General features: G+C 69.5%; 20 protein-coding genes. 14 read left to right on the plus strand and 6 right to left on the minus strand.

The annotated features are described in order from the left end of the window. Positions 1-3: 3 nt before the first annotated feature. Complete coding sequence (gene smeE, locus ABTV91_RS05640; protein WP_433853627.1) at positions 4-3,150, plus strand: multidrug efflux RND transporter permease subunit SmeE; 3,147 nt, start codon at positions 4-6, stop codon at positions 3,148-3,150. A 92-nt stretch (positions 3,151-3,242) separates the two neighbouring features. Here smeE and ABTV91_RS05645 read toward each other — a convergent pair whose 3' ends face one another. After that, positions 3,243-3,494 (minus strand): hypothetical protein, encoded by a 252-nt coding sequence (locus ABTV91_RS05645; protein ID WP_433853628.1) that lies wholly within the window; start codon positions 3,492-3,494, stop codon positions 3,243-3,245. 197 nt (positions 3,495-3,691) lie between these two features. After that, positions 3,692-4,144, minus strand: a complete 453-nt coding sequence (locus ABTV91_RS05650; RefSeq protein WP_433853629.1) for a nucleoside deaminase — start codon at positions 4,142-4,144, stop codon at positions 3,692-3,694. An 83-nt stretch (positions 4,145-4,227) separates the two neighbouring features. Between ABTV91_RS05650 and ubiE the strand changes: the two genes are divergently transcribed. The 5 genes from ubiE to ABTV91_RS05675 all read left to right on the plus strand — a co-directional run bounded on the left by ubiE (position 4,228) and on the right by ABTV91_RS05675 (position 8,809). Further along, positions 4,228-4,992 (plus strand): bifunctional demethylmenaquinone methyltransferase/2-methoxy-6-polyprenyl-1,4-benzoquinol methylase UbiE, encoded by a 765-nt coding sequence (gene ubiE / locus ABTV91_RS05655; RefSeq protein ID WP_433853630.1) that lies wholly within the window; start codon positions 4,228-4,230, stop codon positions 4,990-4,992. Between the two features lie 114 nt (positions 4,993-5,106). Continuing rightward, on the plus strand, positions 5,107-7,041 hold the full coding sequence (locus ABTV91_RS05660) for a M1 family metallopeptidase (RefSeq protein ID WP_433853631.1): 1,935 nt from the start codon (positions 5,107-5,109) through the stop codon (positions 7,039-7,041). Positions 7,042-7,293: 252 nt separating this feature from the next. Further along, on the plus strand, positions 7,294-8,034 hold the full coding sequence (locus ABTV91_RS05665) for a hypothetical protein (RefSeq protein ID WP_433853632.1): 741 nt from the start codon (positions 7,294-7,296) through the stop codon (positions 8,032-8,034). A gap of 158 nt (positions 8,035-8,192) precedes the next feature. Beyond that, entirely contained in the window at positions 8,193-8,570 is a 378-nt protein-coding gene (locus ABTV91_RS05670) for a hypothetical protein (protein ID WP_433853633.1), read from the plus strand. Beyond that, the gene (locus ABTV91_RS05675; protein ID WP_433853634.1) at positions 8,570-8,809 is read left to right on the plus strand and encodes a hypothetical protein; all 240 of its coding nucleotides are present in this window, start codon (positions 8,570-8,572) and stop codon (positions 8,807-8,809) included. The genes ABTV91_RS05670 and ABTV91_RS05675 overlap by 1 nt, the downstream gene beginning before the upstream one ends. A 284-nt stretch (positions 8,810-9,093) precedes the next feature. On the opposite strand, the gene ABTV91_RS05680 is transcribed toward ABTV91_RS05675, so the two are convergent. After that, positions 9,094-10,026 carry a carbohydrate kinase family protein gene (locus ABTV91_RS05680; RefSeq protein ID WP_433853635.1) on the minus strand — a complete coding sequence of 311 codons (933 nt, stop codon included), beginning with the start codon at positions 10,024-10,026 and terminating at the stop codon, positions 9,094-9,096. Positions 10,027-10,301: 275 nt separating this feature from the next. Here ABTV91_RS05680 and ABTV91_RS05685 point away from each other — a divergent pair, with 275 nt between their 5' ends. From ABTV91_RS05685 to ABTV91_RS05720, 8 genes are all read left to right on the plus strand, one after another. Continuing rightward, positions 10,302-11,348, plus strand: a complete 1,047-nt coding sequence (locus ABTV91_RS05685; protein ID WP_005419402.1) for a rod shape-determining protein — start codon at positions 10,302-10,304, stop codon at positions 11,346-11,348. A gap of 172 nt (positions 11,349-11,520) precedes the next feature. Continuing rightward, the gene (gene mreC, locus ABTV91_RS05690) at positions 11,521-12,624 is read left to right on the plus strand and encodes a rod shape-determining protein MreC (protein WP_433853636.1); all 1,104 of its coding nucleotides are present in this window, start codon (positions 11,521-11,523) and stop codon (positions 12,622-12,624) included. After that, entirely contained in the window at positions 12,621-13,106 is a 486-nt protein-coding gene (mreD, locus tag ABTV91_RS05695; RefSeq protein WP_433853637.1) for a rod shape-determining protein MreD, read from the plus strand. Before mreC ends, mreD begins: the two co-directional genes overlap by 4 nt. Before the next feature lie 3 nt (positions 13,107-13,109). Then, positions 13,110-15,155, plus strand: a complete 2,046-nt coding sequence (gene mrdA, locus ABTV91_RS05700) for a penicillin-binding protein 2 (protein ID WP_433853638.1) — start codon at positions 13,110-13,112, stop codon at positions 15,153-15,155. Further along, positions 15,152-16,264: a rod shape-determining protein RodA gene (gene rodA / locus ABTV91_RS05705; protein ID WP_433853639.1), complete on the plus strand. Its 1,113-nt coding sequence runs from the start codon at positions 15,152-15,154 to the stop codon at positions 16,262-16,264. Before mrdA ends, rodA begins: the two co-directional genes overlap by 4 nt. A 607-nt stretch (positions 16,265-16,871) precedes the next feature. Beyond that, the gene (gene mltB, locus ABTV91_RS05710; RefSeq protein WP_433853640.1) at positions 16,872-18,008 is read left to right on the plus strand and encodes a lytic murein transglycosylase B; all 1,137 of its coding nucleotides are present in this window, start codon (positions 16,872-16,874) and stop codon (positions 18,006-18,008) included. Next, complete coding sequence (locus ABTV91_RS05715) at positions 18,005-19,219, plus strand: septal ring lytic transglycosylase RlpA family protein (RefSeq protein ID WP_433853641.1); 1,215 nt, start codon at positions 18,005-18,007, stop codon at positions 19,217-19,219. Before mltB ends, ABTV91_RS05715 begins: the two co-directional genes overlap by 4 nt. A gap of 143 nt (positions 19,220-19,362) precedes the next feature. Continuing rightward, positions 19,363-20,571: a D-alanyl-D-alanine carboxypeptidase family protein gene (locus tag ABTV91_RS05720; protein ID WP_433853642.1), complete on the plus strand. Its 1,209-nt coding sequence runs from the start codon at positions 19,363-19,365 to the stop codon at positions 20,569-20,571. Positions 20,572-20,700: 129 nt separating this feature from the next. Here the strand turns inward: ABTV91_RS05720 and ABTV91_RS05725 are convergent, their stop codons facing one another. The 3 genes from ABTV91_RS05725 to ABTV91_RS05735 all read right to left on the minus strand — a co-directional run bounded on the left by ABTV91_RS05725 (position 20,701) and on the right by ABTV91_RS05735 (position 22,398). Beyond that, a complete protein-coding gene (locus ABTV91_RS05725; RefSeq protein ID WP_433853643.1) occupies positions 20,701-21,027 on the minus strand; it encodes a helix-turn-helix domain-containing protein in 327 nt (108 codons plus the stop codon). After that, positions 21,011-21,268 carry a type II toxin-antitoxin system RelE family toxin gene (locus ABTV91_RS05730; RefSeq protein WP_433853644.1) on the minus strand — a complete coding sequence of 86 codons (258 nt, stop codon included), beginning with the start codon at positions 21,266-21,268 and terminating at the stop codon, positions 21,011-21,013. The genes ABTV91_RS05725 and ABTV91_RS05730 overlap by 17 nt, the downstream gene beginning before the upstream one ends. Before the next feature lie 68 nt (positions 21,269-21,336). Then, complete coding sequence (locus ABTV91_RS05735; RefSeq protein ID WP_433853645.1) at positions 21,337-22,398, minus strand: lipid A deacylase LpxR family protein; 1,062 nt, start codon at positions 22,396-22,398, stop codon at positions 21,337-21,339. Positions 22,399-22,413: the final 15 nt, after the last annotated feature.

The raw sequence follows: 22,413 nt of genomic DNA on the forward strand, positions 1-22,413 counted from the left end.
TCCATGGCTCGCTTCTTCATTGACCGGCCCATCTTCGCGTGGGTCATCGCCATCATCATCATGCTCGCCGGCGCGCTGGCGATGCTCAAGCTGCCGATCTCGATGTACCCGGACGTCGCGCCGCCGGCGGTATCGATCTCGGCCAACTATCCGGGCGCTTCGGCCAAGGTGGTCGAGGACTCGGTGACGCAGATCATCGAGCAGAACATGAAGGGCCTGGACGGGCTGATCTACTTCTCGTCCAACAGCTCCTCCAACGGCCAGGCCAGCATCACCCTGACCTTCGAAAGCGGCACCAACCCGGACATCGCCCAGGTGCAGGTGCAGAACAAGCTGCAGCTGGCCATGCCGCTGCTGCCGCAGGAAGTGCAGCGCCAGGGCATCAACGTCGCCAAGTCCAGCTCGGGCTTCCTCAACGTCGTCGGCTTCGTGTCCGAGGACGGCAGCATGGACGAGCACGACATCTCCGACTACGTCGGCTCCAACGTGCTCGATCCGCTCAGCCGCGTGCCGGGCGTGGGTTCGATCGAGGTGTTCGGCGGCAAGTACGCCATGCGCATCTGGCTGGACCCGAACAAGCTGCAGACCTACCGCGTCTCGGTGGACGAGGTGACCGCGGCGGTGCGCGCGCAGAACGCGCAGGTGGCCGTGGGCCAGCTGGGCGGCGCGCCGGCGGTGAAGGGCCAGCAGCTCAACGCCACCATCAACGCCCAGGACCGCCTGCAGACGCCGCAGCAGTTCCGCGACATCGTGCTGCGCACCGAAGCCGACGGCTCGACGCTGCGGCTGGGCGACGTGGCGCGGGTGGAACTGGGCGCGGAAACCTACGACTTCGTCACCCGCTTCAACGGCAAGCCGGCCTCGGGCCTGGCCGTCACCCTGGCCACCGGCGCCAACGCGCTGGACACCTCCGAAGGCGTGCGCAAGACGCTGGATGAGCTGGCGGCCAACTTCCCGCACGGCCTGAAGGCGGTGATCCCGTACGACACCACGCCGTTCGTGAAGGTGTCGATCAAGGGCGTGGTCGAGACCCTGCTCGAGGCGATCGTGCTGGTGTTCCTGGTGATGTACCTGTTCCTGCAGAACTTCCGCGCCACGCTGATCCCGACGATCGCGGTGCCGGTGGTGCTGCTGGGCACGTTCGGCATCCTCGCCGCGCTGGGCTTCTCGATCAACATGCTGACCATGTTCGCGATGGTGCTGGCGATCGGCCTGCTGGTGGACGACGCCATCGTGGTGGTGGAGAACGTCGAGCGCATCATGTCCGAGGAAGGGCTGTCGCCGCTGGAAGCCACGCGCAAGTCGATGGGCCAGATCACCGGCGCGCTGGTCGGCATCGGCCTGGTGCTGTCGGCGGTGTTCGTGCCGATGGCGTTCATGAGCGGCTCCACCGGCGTGATCTACCGCCAGTTCTCGGCGACCATCGTCTCGGCGATGGCGCTGTCGGTGCTGGTGGCGATCGTGCTGACCCCGGCGCTGTGCGCCACCATGCTCAAGCCGCTGAAGAAGGGCGAGCACCACGTCGCCCACCGCGGCCTGGCCGGGCGGTTCTTCAACGGCTTCAACAACGGCTTCGACCGCACCAGCGCCACCTACCAGCGCGGCGTGCGCGGCATCCTGGCGCGGCCGTGGCGGTTCATGGCGGTGTTCCTGGCGCTGGCGGTGGCGATGGGCCTGCTGTTCATGCGCCTGCCCAGCTCGTTCCTGCCCAACGAGGACCAGGGCATCCTGATGGCGCTGGTGCAGGCGCCGGTGGGCGCCACCCAGGAGCGCACGCTGGAGTCGATCTACAAGCTGGAGGACCACTTCCTGCAGAACGAGAAGGACGCCGTGGAATCGGTGTTCTCGGTGCAGGGCTTCAGCTTCTCCGGCATGGGCCAGAACTCGGGCATGGCCTTCGTCAAGCTCAAGGACTGGGGCGAGCGCACCGCGGACCAGGGCGTGGGGCCGATCACCGGCCGCGCGATGGCCGCGCTGGGGCAGATCAAGGACGCCTTCATCTTCGCCTTCCCGCCGCCGGCGATGCCGGAGCTGGGCACCGCCTCGGGCTATACCTTCTTCCTGAAGGACAACACCGGGCAGGGCCACGAGGCGCTGGTCAACGCGCGCAACCAGCTGCTGGGCATGGCGGGCAAGAGCGGCAAGCTGGCCAACGTCCGCCCCAACGGCCTGGACGACACCCCGCAGCTGCGCCTGGACATCGACGTGGCCAAGGCCGGCGCGCACGGGCTGTCGCTGGACGCGATCAACAGCACCCTGGCCACTGCGTGGGGTTCGAGCTACGTCGACGACTTCATCGACCGCGGCCGGGTCAAGCGCGTTTACATGCAGGCCGACGACGGCTTCCGCATGAACCCGGAAGACTTCAACCTGTGGACGGTGAAGAACAACGCCGGGCAGATGGTGCCGTTCTCGGCCTTCGCCAGCCAGCGCTGGGATTACGGTTCGCCGCGCCTGGAGCGCTACAACGGCGTGTCCGCGCTGGAGATCCAGGGCGAGGCGGCGCCGGGCGTGGCCTCGGGCGATGCGATGCAGGAAGTGGAGAAGCTGGCCAGCCAGCTGCCGCCGGGCTTCAGCATCGAGTGGACCGCGGTGTCCTACCAGGAACGCGAGGCCGGTTCGCAGACGCCGCTGCTGTACACGCTGTCGCTGCTGATCGTGTTCCTGTGCCTGGCCGCGCTGTACGAGAGCTGGAGCGTGCCGACCGCGGTGCTGATGGTGGCGCCGCTGGGCATCCTCGGCGCGGTGCTGGCCAACACCTTCCGCGGCATGGAGCGCGACGTCTACTTCCAGGTGGCGATGCTGACCACGGTGGGCCTGACCTCGAAGAACGCGATCCTGATCGTCGAGTTCGCCAAGGAGAACCTGGAGAAGGGCGCGGGCGTGATCGAGGCGACGATGCACGCCGTGCGCGACCGCCTGCGTCCGATCGTGATGACCTCGCTGGCGTTCGGCCTGGGCGTGCTGCCGCTGGCCATCGCCTCGGGCGCCGGTTCGGGCGCGCAGCGCGCCATCGGTACCGGCGTGCTGGGCGGCATGATCGCCGGCACCCTGCTGGGCCTGTTCTTCATCCCGCTGTTCTTCGTGGTGGTGCAGCGCCTGTTCAACCGCCGGCGCCTGGCCGGCGACGGGCAACCGCCGCAGGCGTGATCCCTTCGACCCGGGGGCCGGCAACGCGCCGGCACCTTGGCTGAAACGACGACGCCGGGGCATGCCCCGGCGTCTTCTTTCACTCCATCCGCTCAGTTGCGGTGGGGCGGCTCGTCCAGCAGCTGCGCTTCTTCCACCGCGCCCAGGCGCTGGGCGAAGGCGGCCATGCGGTTGCACAGTTCGGCGCGGTGGTCGGGGAATTCGTCGGCCAGTTCGTTCTGGATCTGCTGGTAGGCATCCCAGAACGCGGCGGAGCGGTGATGGCGGGCATAGTGGGCGCGCAGCCGTTCGCCGGCCTGGCGCAGCGATTGCCGATGGCGTCCATGTACGGGCGAAAGATGCATCGCGTCACCTCGATGGCAGTGCCCCCCTGCACGACCGAGCATAGCCTGTATCGATGACAGGCAGGTGGCAGGCCCGCGACCGGCGCCGGCCGGGTGTGCGCCAGGTCACATCCCGCGATGCCGGGGCGCGCCGCCGAGAGCCCGTGCCTATGGCGCCGCGGGCGCCGGTGGCCGGCGGGTCGCCCCGCCGCCCTGCTTCATTCGCCGATGTCCTCGTTCCAGACGTCCGGGTTCTCGGCGATGTAGCGGCGCATCATCTCGATGCAGCCGGCGTCGTTCAGGTCGATGACCCTGACCCCGTTGTCGCGCAGCCAGTCGATGCCGCCGCCGAAGGTCACCGATTCGCCGACCACCACGGTGCCGATGTTGAACTGGCGCACCAGCCCGGAGCAGTACCAGCACGGCGCCAGGGTGGTGACCATGATGGTGTCGCGGTAGCCGCGCTGGCGGCCGGCCTTGCGGAAGGCGTCGGTTTCGCCGTGGATCGACGGGTCGCCTTCCTGCACGCGGCGGTTGTGGCCGCAGCCGAGCAGGCGGCCGTCGTTGTGGTACAGCGCCGCGCCGATCGGGATGCCGCCCTCGGCCAGGCCCTGGCGGGCCTCGGCGATGGCGGTGTCGAGCAGGGCGCGGTAGTCGGGCGTGGCGATCATGGGGCGGGCATCCGTCGGGTGGCCGGCCATGATAGCGGCCCGTTCCGGGGCGCCGCCGGCGCGGGAGTGCGATAATCGGGCGCATGAGCGAATCCCCTTACAAGAGCGGCACCACCCATTTCGGCTTCCGCGACGTGCCGGCTAGGGACAAGCAGAAGCTTGTCGGCCAGGTGTTCACGTCGGTGGCCGACAACTACGACCTGATGAACGACCTGATGAGCCTGGGCATCCATCGGTTGTGGAAGCGCTACTTCGTGGCCACCGCGCAGGTGAAGCCGGGCGACCGCGTGCTCGACCTGGCCGGCGGCACCGGCGACATCGCCGTGCTGCTCAAGGAGCGGCTGGGCGCCGACGGCAGCGTGGTGCTGGGCGACATCAACGCCGGCATGCTGTCGGTGGGCCGCGACCGCCTGACCAACCGCGGCCACGTGTCCGGCTTCGAATGGGTGCAGCTCAACGCCGAGGCGCTGCCGTTCCCGGACCAGAGCTTCGACCTGGTGACCATTTCCTTCGGCCTGCGCAACGTCACCGACAAGGACGCCGCGCTGCGCGAGATGTACCGCGTGCTCAAGGTCGGCGGCCAGGCGCGGGTGCTGGAGTTCTCCGAGGTCACCGCCGACTGGTTCAAGCCGATCTACGACTTCCATTCGTTCAAGGTGCTGCCGGCGCTGGGCAGGCTGTTCGCGCGCGGCGACGGCGACAGCTACCAGTACCTGGCCGAGAGCATCCGCAAGCATCCGCCGCAGGAAGAGCTCGAGGCGATGATGGGCGAGGCCGGTTTCGCCCGTTGCCATTACAAGAACCTCAGCGGCGGCATCGTCGCCATCCATTCCGGCTACAAGATCTAGGAGTGAGTGAAGAGGAGCGAGGAGCAGGAGACAGCGGATTTGCCCGCGCTCCTGCTTCTGCCTTCTCTCACTTCTCACTCCTCTTCACTCACTCCTCAGCTCCCTAGGAATCCCATGCGTTCACCCTTCCTGATGCTGCCCCTGGCCGTCGCGCTTGCCGCCGGCTGTGCCAAGGACCCCGCCACTCCCGTTGCCGATCCCGTCGCCGAGAAGCCCGCCGCCGCCGTGAATACCGTCAGCCGCAGCCACGACGAAAGCTCCTACGCCGAGCCGGACAAGGTCGTCATCAAGGACCTGGCGCTGGACGTGAAGGTCGACTTCGACCAGAAGCAGATCGGCGGCACCGCCACCTACGCGCTGGAGTGGAAAAACAAGGAGGCCAAGCAGCTGGTGCTGGACACCCGCGAGCTGAGCATCGCCAAGGTCGAGGCGCTGGCCGCCGACGGCGCCGCCACGCCGCTGCAGTTCGAGCTGGCGCCGGCCGACAAGGTGTTCGGCAGCAAGCTGACCATCCAGGCGCCGCAGCAGCCGGCCAGCGTGCGCATCACCTACCACACCGCGCCGACCGCCTCGGGCCTGCAGTGGCTGGAGCCATCGATGACCGAGGGCAAGAAGCTGCCCTTCATGTTCAGCCAGTCACAGGCCATCCACGCCCGTTCGTGGGTGCCGCTGCAGGACACCCCGAGCGTGCGCTTCACCTACAGCGCGCACGTCACCAGCCGCCCGGACGTGATGGTGCTGATGAGCGCCGACAACGACCCGAAGGCCGCGCGCGACGGCGACTACACCTTCAAGATGCCGCAGCCGATCCCGTCGTACCTGCTGGCCATCGCCGCCGGCGACGTGGTGTTCGAGCCGATCTCGCCGCGTTCGGGCGTGTGGGCCGAGCCGGCCATGGTCAACAAGGCCGCCAGGGAGTTCGAGGACACCGAGAAGATGATCGGCGCGGCCGAGAAGCTCTACGGCGAATACCGCTGGGGCCGCTACGACATGCTGGTGCTGCCGCCGTCGTTCCCGTTCGGCGGCATGGAGAACCCGCGCCTGACCTTCGCCACCCCGACCGTGATCGTCGGCGACAAGTCGCTGGTCTCGCTGGTCGCCCATGAGCTGGCGCACAGCTGGTCGGGCAACCTGGTGACCAACGCCAGCTGGAAGGACATCTGGCTCAACGAAGGCTTCACCACCTACGTGCAGGCGCGCATCACCGAGGCGCTGTACGGCCAGGAAGCGGCCGAGATGGAGCGCGAGATCGACCAGACCGACCTGCTCAACGAAGTGAAGGACATGAGCCCGGCCGACCAGGCGCTGGCGCTGCCGCCGCTGACCGAGCGCGATCCGGACGAGGCGCTGAGCAACGTCGCCTACGTCAAGGGCGCGTGGTTCCTGCAGTTCCTGGAGCAGCGCTTCGGCCGCGAGGTGTTCGATCCGTTCCTGCGCGGCTGGTTCGACGACCACGCCTTCCAGAGCGCCAACACCGACCAGTTCGTCGAGTACCTGAAGAAGAACCTGCTGCCGAAGAACCCGACCGCGGTGACCGACGCCGAGCTGCACGCATGGCTGGACGAGCCGGGCATCCCGTCGTTCGCGCCGAAGGCCCGTTCGCGCGGCTTCGCGGTGGTCGATACCGCGCGCATCGCCTGGCTGGGCAGCGAGCAGCTGCCGACCCACCAGGTGACCGGCCAGTGGACCACCCAGGAATGGGTGCGCTTCATCGACGGCCTGGGCGAGACCGTGCCGGTGGCAAAACTCGAGCAGCTGGACAAGGCCTACCACTTCACCGGTACGCCGAACGGCGAGATCGCCATGCGCTGGTACCCGCTGGCCATCCGCAGCGGTTACGCGCAGGCGCAGCCGGCCGCGGGCGAGTTCATCCAGAAGGTCGGCCGCCGCAAGCTGATCCTGCCGATCTACGCCGAGCTGCTGAAGACGCCGGAAGGCCTGGCCTTCGCCAAGGACGTGTTCGCCAAGGCAAAGCCGGGTTATCACCCGATCACCACCGCCTCGGTGGCCGACATGATCGCCAAGGCCGAAGCCGCGCCGAAGCAGTAAGCGGCCCGCATGGCGGCAGAACGGAAAACGGCGGGGAAACCCGCCGTTTTCCGTTGCCCCGTTGCGGCGGTGGCCTTGAGGGCCGGCGACAGGCGATGCCGGGAACCGCTGCGGATGGTTTTCCTCGATCCGCGCCGCTGTCGCTGCGAGCATCCCGCGGCCCGTGCCAGAGGGGCTGGGGTTTGCGGCAGGGGATGTTTAAAGTGGGGCCGTCGCGCGGCATGCCGCGCATCGTCCCTGCGGAGTCGCCCGATGAAACCCCTGATCCTTGGCGCCCTGTGCGTCGTCGCCCTGGCCGCCTGCAGCAACCCGGAGGCCGAGCGCCAGCAGCAGGAGGCCGCCGCCGCGCAGGAGCGCGCCAGACGCGAGGCCGATGCCGAGGGCATCGCCAGGCTCTACGACGCGGCGGTGACCGCCACCGAATGGGAGAAAGCGCGCGTCCACGGCGCCGCGCTGCTCGACCAGTTCGCCGATTCGGAGGCCGCCCGGCGCATCGAGCCGGGCTTCGCGGAAGTGAAGGAAAAGGCCGAGGCGGCGCGCGAACTGCGCCGCATGCAGGGCCTGTGGAGCTACAACCAGGTGTCGGTCGGCAGCAAGGGCGTGCAGCGCTCGGCGATGATCCAGGGCAAGGAGCGGGTCGACGTCGACGGCAGCGGCGCCAAGGTGGTGCAGCTGGTGTTCCGCGACCATCCCGAATGGAAGCGCCACGCCTATCTGGTGCTGCAGACCGGCGATTTCGCCAGGGCCTGCTACGCCAGCTGCCAGGTCACGGTGACGGTGGACGACCAGGCGCCGCGGCGCATGGCCGCGCACCGCCCGGATACCGACGAGGCCATCGCCATGTTCGTCACCGACAACCGCGGCCTGTGGCGGCTGGCGCGCAAGGCCAGGGTCATCCGCATCGAGTTCCCGGTGAAGGCCGGCGGCACCCGTACCGCGGTGTTCGAGACCGGCGGCCTGGACGGCAGCCAGATGCCCGCGGGCTGGGATTGATTCCGGTGGCGGTGCACGCCGGCTCCGCGCGGCCGCGCCGCCGCAGTGTGCATGGGGCACATGCCCGCCGGCTGGGCGCGCTGGCGCTCCTGCTGTCCCTGCCTGTCCCGCCCGCGTTCGCGTGCGGCAGCCTGCCCGCCGACATGCAGCGGCGGGTCGTGGCCGAAGACCTGCAGCGGCAGCAGGCATTGGCGGCCGCGCTGGCCGCCGAAGCCGACACCATCGTGATCGCCGATGTCCTGGCGGCGGCGCCGGACGGCGCGCGGGTACGCGTGCGCCAGCGGATCAAGGGGGCAGGGAGCGCGGAACTGCAGGTGACCCCGGCGCACCGGCTCGATGCCCTTGGCTGCCTGCCGTCGGCGCATCTGCGCAACGTCGCGCTGCAGCCGGGAGAGCCCTACCTGTTCTACCTGGCCGCCGGCCGCGTGCTCCGCGCCGGCGCCCTGCGGCGCGGGCCGCAGGAGCTCTCCCTGGAGCAGGAGCTGGCGCGGGTGCGCGCGCCGATGGCGGCACCGGCAAGCACGGAGGCGCGCTGATGGACCTGGCGATCGTGCTCGTGGTCAGCCTGTTGGCCATCGCCCTGCACGTGGTGCTGTATCTGGTGTTCCGGCGCTGGATGGATCGCGACCTGGCGCTGTCCCTGGCCGGCGACGACACGGACAAGCAGCGCTACATGCTCCACTGCCTGCGGCGCGCGAAGGGCGAAGGCATCCGCAGGCGGGAACTGCCGGCCTGGCTGGAGCGCGAGGCGGCGCGCTACGGCTCGCAGGGATGACCCTTGGCTTGCGGGGCTTGCCCCGCATGGGGACTTTGCCGGTAACGGCCCCGTGCCGGGCAAGCCCGGCACCTACGCGAAAAACGGCGCCTTCCGGCGCCGTTTCCGCAGGTGTGTCCCGGCCTCGCGATCAGAACGCGGGCCCGCAGGCATGACCCGTGGGTGCGGGGTTTGCCCCGCATGGGGAGTTTGCGGGTAACGGCTGCGTGCCGGGCAAGCCCGGCACCTGCAACGAAAAACGGCGCCTTCCGGCGCCGTTCTGGCAGGTGTCCCGGCCCGCGCGGTCAGAGCGCGTAGCCGAACTGCTGCTTGAACTGCTCGTTGAACTCGTCGAAGTCGAAGCGCTGGTTCTGCGTGCCCGGGTGCTCCACCTTCAGCGCGCCCATCAGGTTGCCCATGCGGCCGATGGTCAGCCAGTCGTAGCCCTTCTGGATGCCGAAGATCAGGCCGGCGCGGAACGCGTCGCCGCAGCCGGTCGGGTCGACCACGCGGCGCTCGTGCGCCGGCGGGATGTCGTAGCTCTTGTCCGGCGTATGGATGACCGCGCCCTTGGGACCGCGGGTGGTGATGTAGGCCTTGACCCGGCCGACGATCTCCTTCTCGTTCCAGCCGGTGCGCTCCTGCAGCAGGTTGGACTCGTAGTCGTTGACCACCACGTAGTCGGCCTGCTCGATGAAGGTGCGCAGTTCCGGGCCGTTGAACAGCGGCATCGCCTGGCCCGGGTCGAAGATGAACGGCACGCCCATCTCCTTGAACTCGATGGCGTTCTGGATCATGCCCTCGCGGCCGTCCGGGCCGACCAGGCCCAGGGTCACGCCCGGCACGTCCTTCACGTGGTTCTCGTAGGACCGCATCATCGCGCCCGGGTGGAAGGCGGTGATCTGGTTGTTGTCGTGGTCGGTGGTGATGAACGCCTGCGGGGTGAACAGCTCCTCGATCACGCGCACGCGGCTCAGGTCGATGCCCAGCGCGTCGAAGTGCTCGCGGTACGGGCCGAAGTCCGAGCCCACCGTGCCCATGGGGATCGGCGCGCCGCCCAGCAGGTGCAGGTTGTAGGCGATGTTGCCGGCGCAGCCGCCGAACTCGCGGCGCATGCGCGGCACCAGGAAGGACACGTTCAGGATGTGCACCTTGTCCGGCAGGATGTGGTTCTTGAACTGGTCCGGGAACACCATGATGGTGTCGAAGGCAAGGGAACCACAGATCAGAGCGGACATCGCGGACAGGCCTATACGGGTAAGGGGAACCGCCGCCATGCGGGCGCAGGCGGGGCGGCGCGGACGCGCGCCAAAGTGCATAAGGGTACCGGCTGCGGCGGCGCGCGACCAGAACCACGTGTCGCCGGGGAGCCCGCGCGGGCGCTCTCAAACCCGCTGCGGGCATGGATTTTCCTTGCCCGTGCCGGGGTGGGTTGATAGGCTAGCCAACCCCCGTTTTCTGCCCATTTTTTCGCCATCCGGCGTGGGCGCGCGCCCTCAGGATCACTCCCCAGATGTTCAAGAAGCTCCGCGGCATGTTCTCCAATGACCTGTCCATCGACCTGGGCACGGCCAACACCCTCATCTACGTGCGCGGGCAGGGGATCGTGCTGAACGAGCCGTCGGTCGTGGCCGTGCGCCAGGACCGCGCCATCGGCGGTACCCGTTCGGTGGCCGCCGTCGGCGCCGAGGCCAAGCAGATGCTCGGCCGCACCCCGGGGCACATCACCACCATCCGCCCGATGAAGGACGGCGTCATCGCCGACTTCACCTACACCGAGGCGATGCTCAAGCACTTCATCAAGAAGGTGCACAAGTCGCGCGTGCTGCGCCCGAGCCCGCGTGTGCTGGTGTGCGTGCCGGCCGGTTCGACCCAGGTCGAGCGCCGCGCGATCAAGGAATCGGCCGAGGAAGCCGGTGCCCGCGACGTGTTCCTGATCGAGGAGCCGATGGCCGCGGCGATCGGCGCCGGCATGCCGGTCACCGAAGCCCGTGGCTCGATGGTCATCGACATCGGCGGCGGCACCACCGAGGTGGCGGTGATCTCGCTCAACGGCATCGTCTATTCGGCCTCGGTCCGCATCGGCGGCGACCGCTTCGACGAGTCCATCACCAACTACGTGCGCCGCAACCACGGCATGCTGATCGGCGAAGCCACCGCCGAGCGCATCAAGGTCGAGCTGGGCTGCGCCTACCCGCAGGCGGAAGTGATCGAGATGGAAATCTCCGGCCGCAACCTCGCCGAGGGCGTGCCGAAGATGATCAAGATCAGCTCCAACGAAGTGCTCGAGGCCCTGCACGAGCCGCTGTCGGGCATCGTGTCCGCGGTCAAGCTGGCGCTGGAACAGACCCCGCCGGAACTGTGCGCCGACGTCGCCGAGCGCGGCATCGTGCTGACCGGCGGCGGCGCCCTGCTGCGCGACCTGGACCGCCTGATCTCCGAGGAAACCGGCCTGCACGTGCAGGTGGCCGACGATCCGCTGACCTGCGTGGCCCGCGGCGGCGGCCGCGCGCTGGAGCTGGTGGACATGCACGGCAACGAGTTCTTTGCGCCGGAGTGAAGCGGGAAGCAGGGGAGGGGGAAACGGGAATGAAGAACCATCGGCTTTCCCGCCCTTTTCCGTTCCGTGATTGCCGTTGTCCCGATCCGCGGTCCGCGTCGCGCCGTGAACGCCGAAGGCGTCGTGCACGCTGGTTCCCCATTCCTATTTCCCCGTTCCCGGTAGTCGCACTGTGCCGCCCTATGCCGGTCCACCCGTAGCCTCCCGCCAGGGCGACGCCAGCAGCACGCTGCGGCTGCTGGCCTACCTGGCGTTGGCGATCATCCTGATCGTGCTGGATGACCAGGGCGGCTGGCTGTCGCGCCTGCGCCAGCAGGCCGGCATGGCGGTGCAGCCGGTGTGGGCGCTGGCCGGTCTGCCCGGGCGCCTGGGCGCCTCGATGCGCGACAACGCCGCCAGCCACAACCAGCTGGTCGCGGAGAACCGCGAGCTGCGCAACCAGCTGCTGCTGGCCAACGCGCGCCTGACCCGCCTGCAGACCGCCGCGCTGGACAACGCGCAGCTGCGCGAGCTGCTCAACGTGGCCGAACGCAGCGGCCTGGACGTGCAGCTGGCGCCGATCCTGGACATCGACCTGGACCCGGTGAAGCAGCGCCTGGTGCTGGACGCCGGCAGCCGCGAGGGCGTGCACATCGGCCAGGCGGTGATCGATGCCGGCGGCCTGATGGGGCAGGTGATCGTGGTGACCCCGCTGCATTCGACCGTGCTGCTGCTGACCGACCCCGACCACGCGGTGCCGGTGACGGTGGCGCGCAACGGTGTGCGCCTGATCGCCTATGGCCGCGGCGACCGCCTGGAGCTGCGCGACATCCCGCTCAGCGCGGGCGTGGAAGTGGGCGACGAGATCGTCACGTCCGGGCTGGGCGGGCGTTTCCCGGCCGGCTTCCCGGTCGGCAAAATCCTGGAGCTGCGGCCCGACGATACCCACGCCTTCCTGGTCGGCGAACTGGAGCCGGCGGCCAAGCTGGACCGCGGCCGCGACGTGCTGCTGCTGCGCTCGGTTCCCGAAATCCCGCGCATGCCGGTGACCACCGGCCTGGAACCGCCGGCCGGTGGTGACACCGAGCCGGGGCCGCGTCCGGGGCTGAGCAATGAAGCATCCGGCACCCGGGACCCGGGACCCGGGACCGGGGAACAGCAAGGCGCGGCGGCTGATGCGTCGCGCGTGATTCCGCCGGTGCCTGAAAACAGGCAGCCCTCAGCCAACCCGCCTTCCCCCCGGTCCCCGGTCCCCGGTCCCCGGTCCCGTCCGACTCCTGCGGAGGTGGGCCAATGAGCCGCCTGCGCAGCCGCGGCTGGGTGTTGCCCGCCAGCCTCGCGGTGGCCCTGCTGCTGGGCCTGGTACCGCTGCCGGAACTGCTGCAGCCCGTGCGCCCGTACTGGCTGGCGCTGGTGCTGGGCTACTGGGTGATCGAAACCCCCGAGCGGGTCGGGCTGGGCTTCGCCTTCTGCATCGGCGTGCTGGCCGACCTGCTGTACGGCGGCATCCTCGGCGAGCAGGCGCTGCGGCTGGTGGTGTTCGCCTTCATCCTGCAGCGCTTCCGCGCCCGCATCCGCTTCTTCCCGCTGTCGCAGCAGGCGCTGGCGATCGGCGGCCTGCTGCTCAACGACCGCATCATCAGCGCCGCTGTGCGCCTGTTCACCGCCGAGCCGCTGCTGCCGTGGAGTTACTGGTGGGCGCCGCTGCCGGGCATGCTGCTGTGGCTGCCGATCTACGTGCTGCTGGACGCTGCGCGACTGGGCAAGCGCGGGCACTGAGCCATGTACGGGCGGCGCCAGCACAAGAACCCGCAGGCCGAGGTCGAGCAGTTCCGGCGCCGCGCGGCGATCGGCTTCCTCGGCGTGCTGCTGGGCCTGGGCGTGCTGGGCGGCTGGTATTTCAAGCTGCAGGTGCTGGACCACGACGTCTACGCCACGCGCTCGGAGGCCAACCGCATCAAGGCGCGACCGGTGGTGCCCGGGCGCGGCCTGATCTACGACCGCAAGGGCCGGCTGCTGGCCGAGAACGTGCCGGCGTTCCGCCTGGACGTGACCCCGAACAAGGTCCAGGACATGGCCGCCACGCTGGCCGGGTTGCGCACGATCTTCGCGCTCGGCGACGAGGACATCGAGCGTTTCAACCAGTCGCGCAAGGCGCGGCGCAGCTTCGTGCCGGTCACGCTCAAGCTGCGTGTCAGCGACGAGGAGATGGCGCGCTTCGCCGTGGACCGCTGGCGCTATCCCGGCGTGGAGCTGGAGCCCTACCTGACCCGCCGCTACCCCTACGGCGACCTGCTCGCGCACGTCATCGGCTACGTCGGCCGGGTCGACGACAAGGACCTGCTGGAGCTGGGCGAGGGCAACGCGGCGCTCACCCACATCGGCAAGTCCGGGCTGGAGCGCTTCTACGAGGACCGCCTGCGCGGCAAGGTCGGCTATGAGCGGGTCGAGACCAACGTGCAGGGACGCGCGATCCGGACCCTCGGGCGGGTGCCGGCGCAGTCGGGCACCGACCTGCGCCTGTCCATCGACGTCGACCTGCAGCAGGCGATGGTGACCGCGTTCGGCGAACAGGAAGGCTCGGCGGTGGCGATCGACCCGCGCACCGGCGAGATCCTGGCCATGGTCAGCCTGCCGTCCTACGACCCCAACCTGTTCGTCAACGGCATTTCCCACGCCGACTTCAAGCGGCTCAACGAGAACCCCTCGCGGCCGCAGTTCAACCGCCTGGTGCTGGGCGGCGTGGCCCCCGGTTCCACGGTCAAGCCGTTCCTCGGCCTGGCCGGCCTGGACAGCGGCCTGCGCCGGCCGGAGGACAAGATCCTCTCGCGCGGCATGTTCTACCTGCCGGGCGTGAGCCGCGGCTGGGGCGACGCCAACCGCGGCGGCCATGGCTGGACCGACCTGCGCAAGTCGATCTCGCAGTCGGTCAACACCTACTACTACCAGCTCGGCATCGACATGGGCGTGGAACGCTACGACCAGTACATGGGCGGCCGCTACGGTTTCGGGCAGCCTACCGGCATCGACCTGGCCGGCGAGATCGGCGGCATCCTGCCCTCGCCGGCGACCAAGGCCAGGCTGCGCAACGAACGCTGGTACCCGGGCGACATGGTCAACGCCAGCATCGGCCAGGGCCTGTGGAAGGTGACGCCGCTGCAGCTGGTGCGCGGCGTCGGCGGTCTGGCCTCCGGGCAGCTGCGCACGCCGCACCTGGTGGTCGAGCAGAAGGTGGGCTTCGACCATGACTGGGCGCCCCTGCCGCAGCCCGCGTCGCGGCCGATCAGCCCCAATCCGTCCAACCTGCAGGCGGTGCGCGAGGGCATGATGGGCACCATGCAGCCGGGCGGCAGCGGTTGGCGCGTGGCGGCTGGCGCGCCGTACCTGATGGCCGGCAAGACCGGTACCGCGCAGGTGATCAGCCGCAAGGGCACCGCCGCGGTGAACCCGAAGAACCTGCCGATGCACCTGCGCCACCGCGCGCTGTTCATCGGCTTCGCGCCGGCCGAGGACCCCCGGATCGCCATCGCCATCGCGGTCGAGGGCGGCGGCTACGGCGGTTCGGCCGCCGCGCCGATCGCGCGCAAGGTGTTCGACGCCTGGCTGCTCGGCGTGATGCCGGAGGAGCAGGGGGCGGAGGCCGGGGGCCAGGGGACGAGGGGGGGTCCGGCGTCCGCTGACTCCCCGCCTGCGCCGCAACCGGAAAGCGCGGCTCCCGCGCCGGAACAGGCAGCCGGCCGGCCCGCCCCCCAGGCGCCCGCGCCCGATGCCGCTTCCGCCCCGGCCTCTGGTCCCCGGCCCCCGGCTCCCGGAAGGACGCAACCATGAGGGATTTCCTGCGCTGGCTGCTGGAGATGGCCCAGCGCCTCACCCGCGGCCTGGACTGGCCGCTGCTGCTCGCGCTGGGCGCGCTGATGGCGATGGGCCTGGCGGTGCTGGATAGCGCCGGCGGCAGCAGCCTGGTGATGGCGCAGGGCGCGCGTTTCGGCGTCGGCCTGCTGGCGATGTGGGCGATCGCGCGGGTGCCGATCCTGCGCATCCGCGCCTGGACGCCGCTGATCTACGCGCTGTCGATGCTGCCGCTGCTGGCGGTGTTCGTCCTGGGGACCGGCAAGTACGGCCGCCAGTGGCTGGACCTGAAACTGTTCTACCTGCAGCCGGCCGAACTGCTCAAGGTGAGCATGCCGATGATGGTCGCCTGGTACCTGCACCGCATGCCGTTGCCGCCGCGCATTCCGGTGGTCCTGGTGGCCGGCGTGATCATCGGCGTGCCGACCGCGCTGGTGATGCTGCAGCCGGATTTCGGCACCGCGATGCTGATCGCCGCCAGCGGCGCTTTCGTGCTGCTGCTGGCGGGCCTGCCGTGGTGGTGGGTGGGCCTGGGCGTGGGCGGCGTCGCCGCCGCCGCGCCGGTCGCCTGGTTCTGGTTCCTGATGCCCTACCAGAAGGACCGCATCATGATGTTCCTGGACCCGGAGAGCGATGCGCTCGGCGCCGGCTGGAACATCATCCAGTCCAAGATCGCCATCGGTTCCGGCGGCCTGACGGGCAAGGGTTGGGGGCTGGGCTCGCAGTCGCACCTGAACTTCATTCCCGAGCAGACCACCGACTTCGCCTTCTCGGTGCTGAGCGAGGAGTTCGGCTGGATCGGCGTGGCCACGGTGCTGGCGCTCTACCTGTTCGTGGTCGGCCGCTGCCTGTGGATCGCGGTGCAGTCGCGCGACGGCTATTCGCGCCTGGTCGCCGGCGCCACCGGCCTGTCGTTCTTCGTCTACGCGCTGGTCAACGGCGGCATGATTTCCGGCCTGCTGCCGGTGGTGGGCGTGCCGATGCCGCTGATCAGCTATGGCGGCACGGCCGCGGTGTCGCTGCTGGCCGGCTTCGGCCTGGTGATGGCCGCGCGCAGCCACAACCCGGTGCACGGCGGCTACGGCTGACGCCCGCGCGGGGCGTCCACCCAGCGGGCGGATGGTCGCGGCACGATGGCCTCGGGCGGGCGCGAAACTGCGACGTCGGTCGGGGCTTTGATCTGGATCAAACACACGGTTTAACAAAAGCCTCACAATGGCGCCCGCCACAGGACGCCATTGCGCCGTGGCAGCCGTCCCGTTCGCGGGACGGCAAGGCCGGCTTCGCCGGCCGGGCGTGGGGAGACGCCCGGCCAGCGCGGGAATCCGGTCGGGTACCGGTCGCACCCACGGGATGGGAGGTGCGGCCGGTACCCGGTTTTCCGCAGAGGCCATACTTTCCGCCGATCCCGATCCCGATCCGGTGCTGCGCCCGACAATGTGGCGCGCGAACCGCGCGTGGTCGGTCCATGTTCTCTGTCCGTCTGCGCTCGACAACGGGTCGGACGATCGGTGCCGGTGTCTGGCGTTGCCCAACATCGACCCGCCGGGCTCTTTGCATTCTGCGTATTCAGTTTTCCTGCTCCGCAACGTATCGCGTCACCGCCTCCACGCATGCGTTGGCATTCGCTTCAATCCCGTTGCGATTCATGGTGTTATTGATGGAAATTCATCCATGACCTGTTAATCTCGACCGATGATTCGACGCGTCCTGGTCTGCTGTCTCACCCTGGGCATGGTCGCCTGCGCGACCCAGCCACAGACTCCCGCTCCCGCCCCGCAACCGGTGGAAAAACCGGTCGGCAAGGGCACCGCGCCGGCCGAGGCCGCGCCGGAGCGCAAACCGGATCTGCCGCCGGTGGACCTGGCGCCGGTGCCGTTCGAAACCGCGCGCGCCAACTTCGTGCGCGACACCGCCGCCCGCTACCGCATCGAACCCGCCTACATCGAGTCGGTGCTGGCGCAGGCGCAGATCCGCGAGCCGATCATCGCCGCCATGTCGCGCCCGGCCGAGCGGGTCAAGCCGTGGAACGAATACCGGCCGATGTTCATCAGCCAGGCGCGCATCGACGGCGGCAGGAAATTCCTGGCCACGCACCGCGACGCGCTGCAGCGCGTGCAGGACCGCACCGGCGTCCCGGCCGAGGTGATCGTGGCCATCATCGGCGTGGAAACCAGCTATGGCGCCAACACCGGCAACCACCGCGTGCTCGATGCGCTGTACACGCTGGCGTTCAAGTACCCGCGCAGCGGCGATCCGGAAAAGCTCGAGCGCGAGGTGCGCCGCGAACTGTTCTTCCGCGACGAGCTGGCCAAGCTGTTCGAACTGGGCGCGCTGGAGAAGCTGGACATCACCGCGCTCAAGGGCAGCTACGCCGGGGCGATGGGCATGGGCCAGTTCATGCCCTCCAGCTATCTGGATTACGCCGTGGACGGCGATGGCGACGGCCGCCGCGACCTGTTCAACAGCCATGACGACGTATTCGCCTCCATCGCCAACTACTTCGTGAAGAAGGGCGGCTGGTTGCGCGGCGGCACGGTCGCGGTGCCGGCCACGCTCGACGCCGGCCGCGAGGAGCTCAACCCGGTGGACTGGACGCCGACCCTGGGCCTGGACGCGCTGGCCGCGAGCGGCTACCACCCGGTCGTGCCGGTGCGCGCCGCCGGCGCCACCGCCACGCCGATCACGCTGGAAGGCAGCGCCGGCAAGCAGTACTGGCTGGGCTTCCAGAATTACTACGCGATCACCCGCTACAACCTCTCCAAGATGTACGCGATGGCCGTGTTCCAGCTGTCGCAGGCCATCGCCGGCCGCGAGCTGCCGCCGGCATGAACGCGCGGTGGCTGGTCCCCGCGTTGATCGTGCTCGGGCTGGCCGCCTGCAGCAGCGCGCCGCCCAAGTCCAAACCGGCCGGCCACGGGCCTGGCCATGGCGCGCCGGCCGGCAGCGTGGTGCAGGGCCGCGGCGGGCGTCCGCCGCATTGCCCGGAAGGCTCGCCCTACGCCAAGGCGCAGGAGGACCCCGGCACGCGCGGCAACTACGTCGCCGGCGGCCTGTACCGCCCCGGCGTGAAGGACAGCACGCCCGACTACGTGCCGGACGTGGCCTGCATTCCCGAGCCGGTGGTGCGCCAGGAGCCGCGTTCTGCCGTCGGCAACCGCTCGCCGTACGTGGTGCTGGGCAAGGAATACCGGGTGATGGAGCGGGTCGACGACTACGTCGAGCAGGGCACCGCGTCCTATTACGGCGCCAAGTTCCACGGCCGCCTGACCTCCAACCGCGAGGTCTACGACATGTACCAGTTCACCGCCGCGCACAAGACGCTGCCGCTGCCCAGCTTCGCCCGCGTCACCAACCTGGACAACGGCGAATCGGTGATCGTGCGGGTCAATGACCGCGGCCCGTTCCACGAGGGGCGCGTGATCGACCTGAGCTACGCCGCGGCGGTGCGGCTTGGCATCACCCAGCGCGGCACCGGCCGGGTGGAGGTGCGCGGGCTGGCGCCGGGCAGCGACAACCTGCTGGCTGCCGGCGACACGCCGCGGCCGGCACGCGGCCGCGCCGCGGTACAGGCCACGACGGCCGCGGCCGCCGCCACACCTGCGCCGAGCCGCATGGACCAGCTGGTCGAACGGCTGCCGGCGCCATCGGCGCCGCGCCCGGCCGAGGTCGGCGCCGCCGGCCCCGCGGCGCAGGCGGTGGCGGTGCAGGCCTTGCCTGCCTCTGCCGGCGCGGCATCCCCGCCGGCGGCGACGGCCGTCGTCGCATCGACCGTGCAGGCGCCGGTCGCCGACACGGCGGCGCGCGCGCTGGGCGCGATCCTGCTGCAGGTCGCCAGTTTCTCCAGCCGCGACAACGCCTCCCGCGCCCTGGGCCAGCTGAGCGCGGCCGGCATCGCCGGCGCCACGCTCAGCGACGTCGTCAGCGGCGGACGCACGCTGTGGCGCCTGCGCGTGCCGGCCGACGACGTGGCCAAGGCGGCGGAACTTGCCGGCCGCATCGCCGGTCTGGGGTTCGGCAGGCCGCAGATCGTGCGCGATTGACCGTGATCCTTCCGCCGGCGCAACGCTCCGCCGGAAGGATGCCGCGCGACGGGCGCGGGCCGCCGCCCGCATGCGACGGCGGCCGCACGCCCTACAATGACCGCCTGTTTTCCATTCCTTGTCCCGACAGGAACCGCTTTCCGATGAAATTCCGCTTTGCCGCCGCCGCCATGGCCACGACGTTCGCCATCGGCCTGGCCTCCGCCCAGACGCCTACCCCGGTACCCGCGCCCGCGCCGGCCGCCGCCGCACCCGCCCAGGTGGCGATCCCGCCGGCCCCGGCGCCGTCCACGTCCACCGCGTGGGTGCTGATGGACTACGCCTCCGGGCAGGTGCTGGCCGGCGAGAACATCCACATGCCGCTGCCGCCGGCCAGCATCACCAAGGTGATGACCTCCTACGTGCTGGCCGCCGAAACCAGGAACGGCAAGATCAAGCCCGACGACCAGGTGATGATGAGCGAACGCGCCTGGCGCGAGGGCGGCGCCGGCACCGACGGCAGCTACAGCGGCTTCCCGGTCAACCAGACCGCGCGCCTGGAGGACATGGAAAAGGGCATGGCGATCCAGTCGGGCAACGACGCCGCCATCGCCCTGGCCGAGCACGCCGCCGGCAGCCAGGAAGCCTTCGCCGCGCTGATGAACAACTATGCCGCCAAGCTCGGCATGAAGGACTCGCACTTCGTCAACGCCCACGGCCTGACCGCCGAGGGGCACCAGTCCAGCGCCTACGACCTGGCGCTGCTGGGCCGCGCCTTCGTGCGCGATTACCCGGAAACCTACGCCTACAACAAGATCAAGGAATTCACCGTAGGCAACATCACCCAGCCCAACCGCAACCTGCTGCTGTGGCGCGACGCGAGCGTGGACGGCATCAAGACCGGCCACACCTCGGCGGCCGGCTACTGCCTGCTGAGCTCGGCCCAGCGCGGCGACCAGCGGCTGATCGCGGTGCTGATGGGTGGCGCCTCGGAGAAGCAGCGCGCCGACGACAGCCTGGCGCTGCTGAACTGGGGCTTCCGCTTCTTCGAAACCCACCGCCTCTACGAAACCGGCAAGGCCGTGACCACGCAGCACGTGTGGAAGGGCGCCGCCGACGAAGTGCAGCTGGGCGTGGCGCAGCCGCTGCTGGTCAGCGTGCCGCGCGGCCGCTATGCCGACCTCAAGCCCAGCATGGACGTGCCCAAGCAGCTGGTGGCGCCGATCGCCGCCGGCCAGCAGATCGGCACCGTGAAGGTGGCGCTGGACGGCAAGATCGTCGCCGAGTCGCCGCTGGTGGCGGTGCAGGCGGTGGAGGAGGGCGGTTTCTTCAAGCGCCTGTGGGACGCCTTCATGATGTGGTGGAAGTCCTGAGCGGCCCAGATCGGGCAACCTGAGACCCCTTCGAGCCCCCGGCCAGCGCCGGGGGCTCTGCATTTCCGCAGGGGGTGCGACTGTGGTGTTCTGCCTGCATGGGGCCATGGGCCCGCCGGCAGGCGTCGATCAGAAATCCAGCTGTTCCACGCTGATGTGCATCGCTTCGGCTACGCGTACAAGCGTGGCTTTGCGCGGGCGGCCGGCGACCTCCATCTGTGCATAGGCGGCCTGGGTGACGCCCATGCGCGCGGCGACTTCAGCCTGGGTCAGACGCAGATGTTCGCGCCATGCCTTCATCGGGCTCGCGCCGTCCACGGTGGCGCTGACCACCTCGTTCGGGATCAGGTCGTTGCGATGGGCGTACTTGCGCAGGAACAGGTCGTAGGGCATTACGACGAACGCGGGATTGCCATCGGCGCCCTTGATGGTCTGGATGTCAGTAGGTGTGTTCATCGCGTTTCTTGACCTCTTCGATGCTGACGATCTCGACAAGGCTGTCGTGATTGAACAGGACGCGGTAGTTGCCGACCCGAAGCCGATAGTCGCAGGGATGGTGGATCAATGCCTTGATGCCGGTGCAGTCCGGGAAACGGGGCAGCTTGGTGGAGACGGCGTCGCGGATGTCGGCCTGTGCTTTGCGGTCCAGCTTGCGAAGCTGTCTGGCGGCTCTGGCTGTCCATAGCACGGAGTTCATGAGGGGTGAATATAAGAATTAAATAAGTATTGTCAAGCCGGCCTCCGAAACGGCTCCTTGCTCCCTTATTACAGCGTGCGGCTGATGGTGAAGCTGCCGAACACCGGCCGCTCCTTCTGCCCCTCGAACTCGCGGGTGCGGTGGTAGCGGGCCAGCGCGAACTTCCACTTGCCGCGCATCACCGCCACGCCGTAGCCGATGTCGCCCACGAACGGGCGCTTGTCCACGTTGTGGCTGTGGCGGAAGGTATTGCCGTCCAGGGTGATGTCGCGCAGCACCCAGCGCGCGTCGGTGGTCAAGAACAGGTGCGTCGACCAGCCCGGCGCGCGGCCGGCGCGGGTCGGCGCGGTGTTCTCGCCGGCCGGGCGCATCGGCGAACTGCCGAAATCGTCGGGCAGCTTCCAGCCCAAACGCACCTCGGTGCCGGCATTGGCGTAGGTCGCCAGGTTGCCGACCGCGCCGCCCCAGTGGCTGATCGCATCCCAGCCCCAGCCGCCGGGGGCACTGGCCGGCCAGCGCCGCATGCGCTCGTGCAGCAGCCGGAACACCGGCTCGTCGCGCAGCTGGTGCTTCCAGCCCATGAACTTCTCGTCGTGCAGCACGCTGTGCACCGCGTCCTGCACCTGCCTGCCCTGCGCCGACGGGCCGACCATGCCCACCGCCAGCTGGGTGGTACGCAGCCGGTCGCCGTTGCGCGCGTTGTAGCCGAAATTGGCCAGCAGCACGCCGGCATACGGGCGGTCGTCCTCGATCAGGTCGGTGCGGGTGCTGTCGGTCGGCGTGAACAGGCCCTGGCCGATGCTGAAGATCATGTTCTGCTGCTCGAACCCGCCCGGCTGCAGCCGCTCCAGGTGGCGGTTGATCCAGCGCGCCGGCGCCGGCAGGCAGGGATCGTCGGTGTAGTCGGCCAGGTTGGGCGAAACAAAGGTCAGCATCGCGCCGTTCGTGTAGCCCTGGTCCTGGTGGGCGCCACCGAACAGGTCGTTGTCGACGCGGAAATTGACGGCGGGCGGATGGTCGCGCAGGGCGCTGCCGGTGCAGGTGTCGGGGCGGGTGGTCGCGGCGTGGGCGTCATCGTTGCCGAAGAGCGCCAATGCCAGGGCCAGGGGCAGCCAGGGGCGGATATCCATCCACTCGGATCCGGT

The sequence above is a fragment of the Stenotrophomonas nitritireducens genome, assembly GCF_050984405.1.
Lineage (GTDB): Bacteria > Pseudomonadota > Gammaproteobacteria > Xanthomonadales > Xanthomonadaceae > Stenotrophomonas > Stenotrophomonas nitritireducens_B.

What these genes read in the sequence shown, in the direction of transcription:
- ABTV91_RS05715 (WP_433853641.1), top strand. Translation starts at nt 18,005, where the DNA reads ATGAACGCGCGGTGGCTGGTCCCCGCGTTGATCGTGCTCGGGCTGGCC.
- ABTV91_RS05665 (WP_433853632.1), top strand. Translation starts at nt 7,294, where the DNA reads ATGAAACCCCTGATCCTTGGCGCCCTGTGCGTCGTCGCCCTGGCCGCC.
- mltB (WP_433853640.1), top strand. Translation starts at nt 16,872, where the DNA reads ATGATTCGACGCGTCCTGGTCTGCTGTCTCACCCTGGGCATGGTCGCC.
- smeE (WP_433853627.1), top strand. Translation starts at nt 4, where the DNA reads ATGGCTCGCTTCTTCATTGACCGGCCCATCTTCGCGTGGGTCATCGCC.
- ABTV91_RS05680 (WP_433853635.1), bottom strand. Translation starts at nt 10,026, where the DNA reads ATGTCCGCTCTGATCTGTGGTTCCCTTGCCTTCGACACCATCATGGTG.
- ubiE (WP_433853630.1), top strand. Translation starts at nt 4,228, where the DNA reads ATGAGCGAATCCCCTTACAAGAGCGGCACCACCCATTTCGGCTTCCGC.
- ABTV91_RS05645 (WP_433853628.1), bottom strand. Translation starts at nt 3,494, where the DNA reads ATGCATCTTTCGCCCGTACATGGACGCCATCGGCAATCGCTGCGCCAG.
- rodA (WP_433853639.1), top strand. Translation starts at nt 15,152, where the DNA reads ATGAGGGATTTCCTGCGCTGGCTGCTGGAGATGGCCCAGCGCCTCACC.
- mreD (WP_433853637.1), top strand. Translation starts at nt 12,621, where the DNA reads ATGAGCCGCCTGCGCAGCCGCGGCTGGGTGTTGCCCGCCAGCCTCGCG.
- ABTV91_RS05685 (WP_005419402.1), top strand. Translation starts at nt 10,302, where the DNA reads ATGTTCAAGAAGCTCCGCGGCATGTTCTCCAATGACCTGTCCATCGAC.
- ABTV91_RS05675 (WP_433853634.1), top strand. Translation starts at nt 8,570, where the DNA reads ATGGACCTGGCGATCGTGCTCGTGGTCAGCCTGTTGGCCATCGCCCTG.
- mrdA (WP_433853638.1), top strand. Translation starts at nt 13,110, where the DNA reads ATGTACGGGCGGCGCCAGCACAAGAACCCGCAGGCCGAGGTCGAGCAG.
- ABTV91_RS05725 (WP_433853643.1), bottom strand. Translation starts at nt 21,027, where the DNA reads ATGAACACACCTACTGACATCCAGACCATCAAGGGCGCCGATGGCAAT.
- ABTV91_RS05650 (WP_433853629.1), bottom strand. Translation starts at nt 4,144, where the DNA reads ATGATCGCCACGCCCGACTACCGCGCCCTGCTCGACACCGCCATCGCC.
- ABTV91_RS05720 (WP_433853642.1), top strand. Translation starts at nt 19,363, where the DNA reads ATGAAATTCCGCTTTGCCGCCGCCGCCATGGCCACGACGTTCGCCATC.
- ABTV91_RS05660 (WP_433853631.1), top strand. Translation starts at nt 5,107, where the DNA reads ATGCGTTCACCCTTCCTGATGCTGCCCCTGGCCGTCGCGCTTGCCGCC.
- ABTV91_RS05735 (WP_433853645.1), bottom strand. Translation starts at nt 22,398, where the DNA reads ATGGATATCCGCCCCTGGCTGCCCCTGGCCCTGGCATTGGCGCTCTTC.
- ABTV91_RS05730 (WP_433853644.1), bottom strand. Translation starts at nt 21,268, where the DNA reads ATGAACTCCGTGCTATGGACAGCCAGAGCCGCCAGACAGCTTCGCAAG.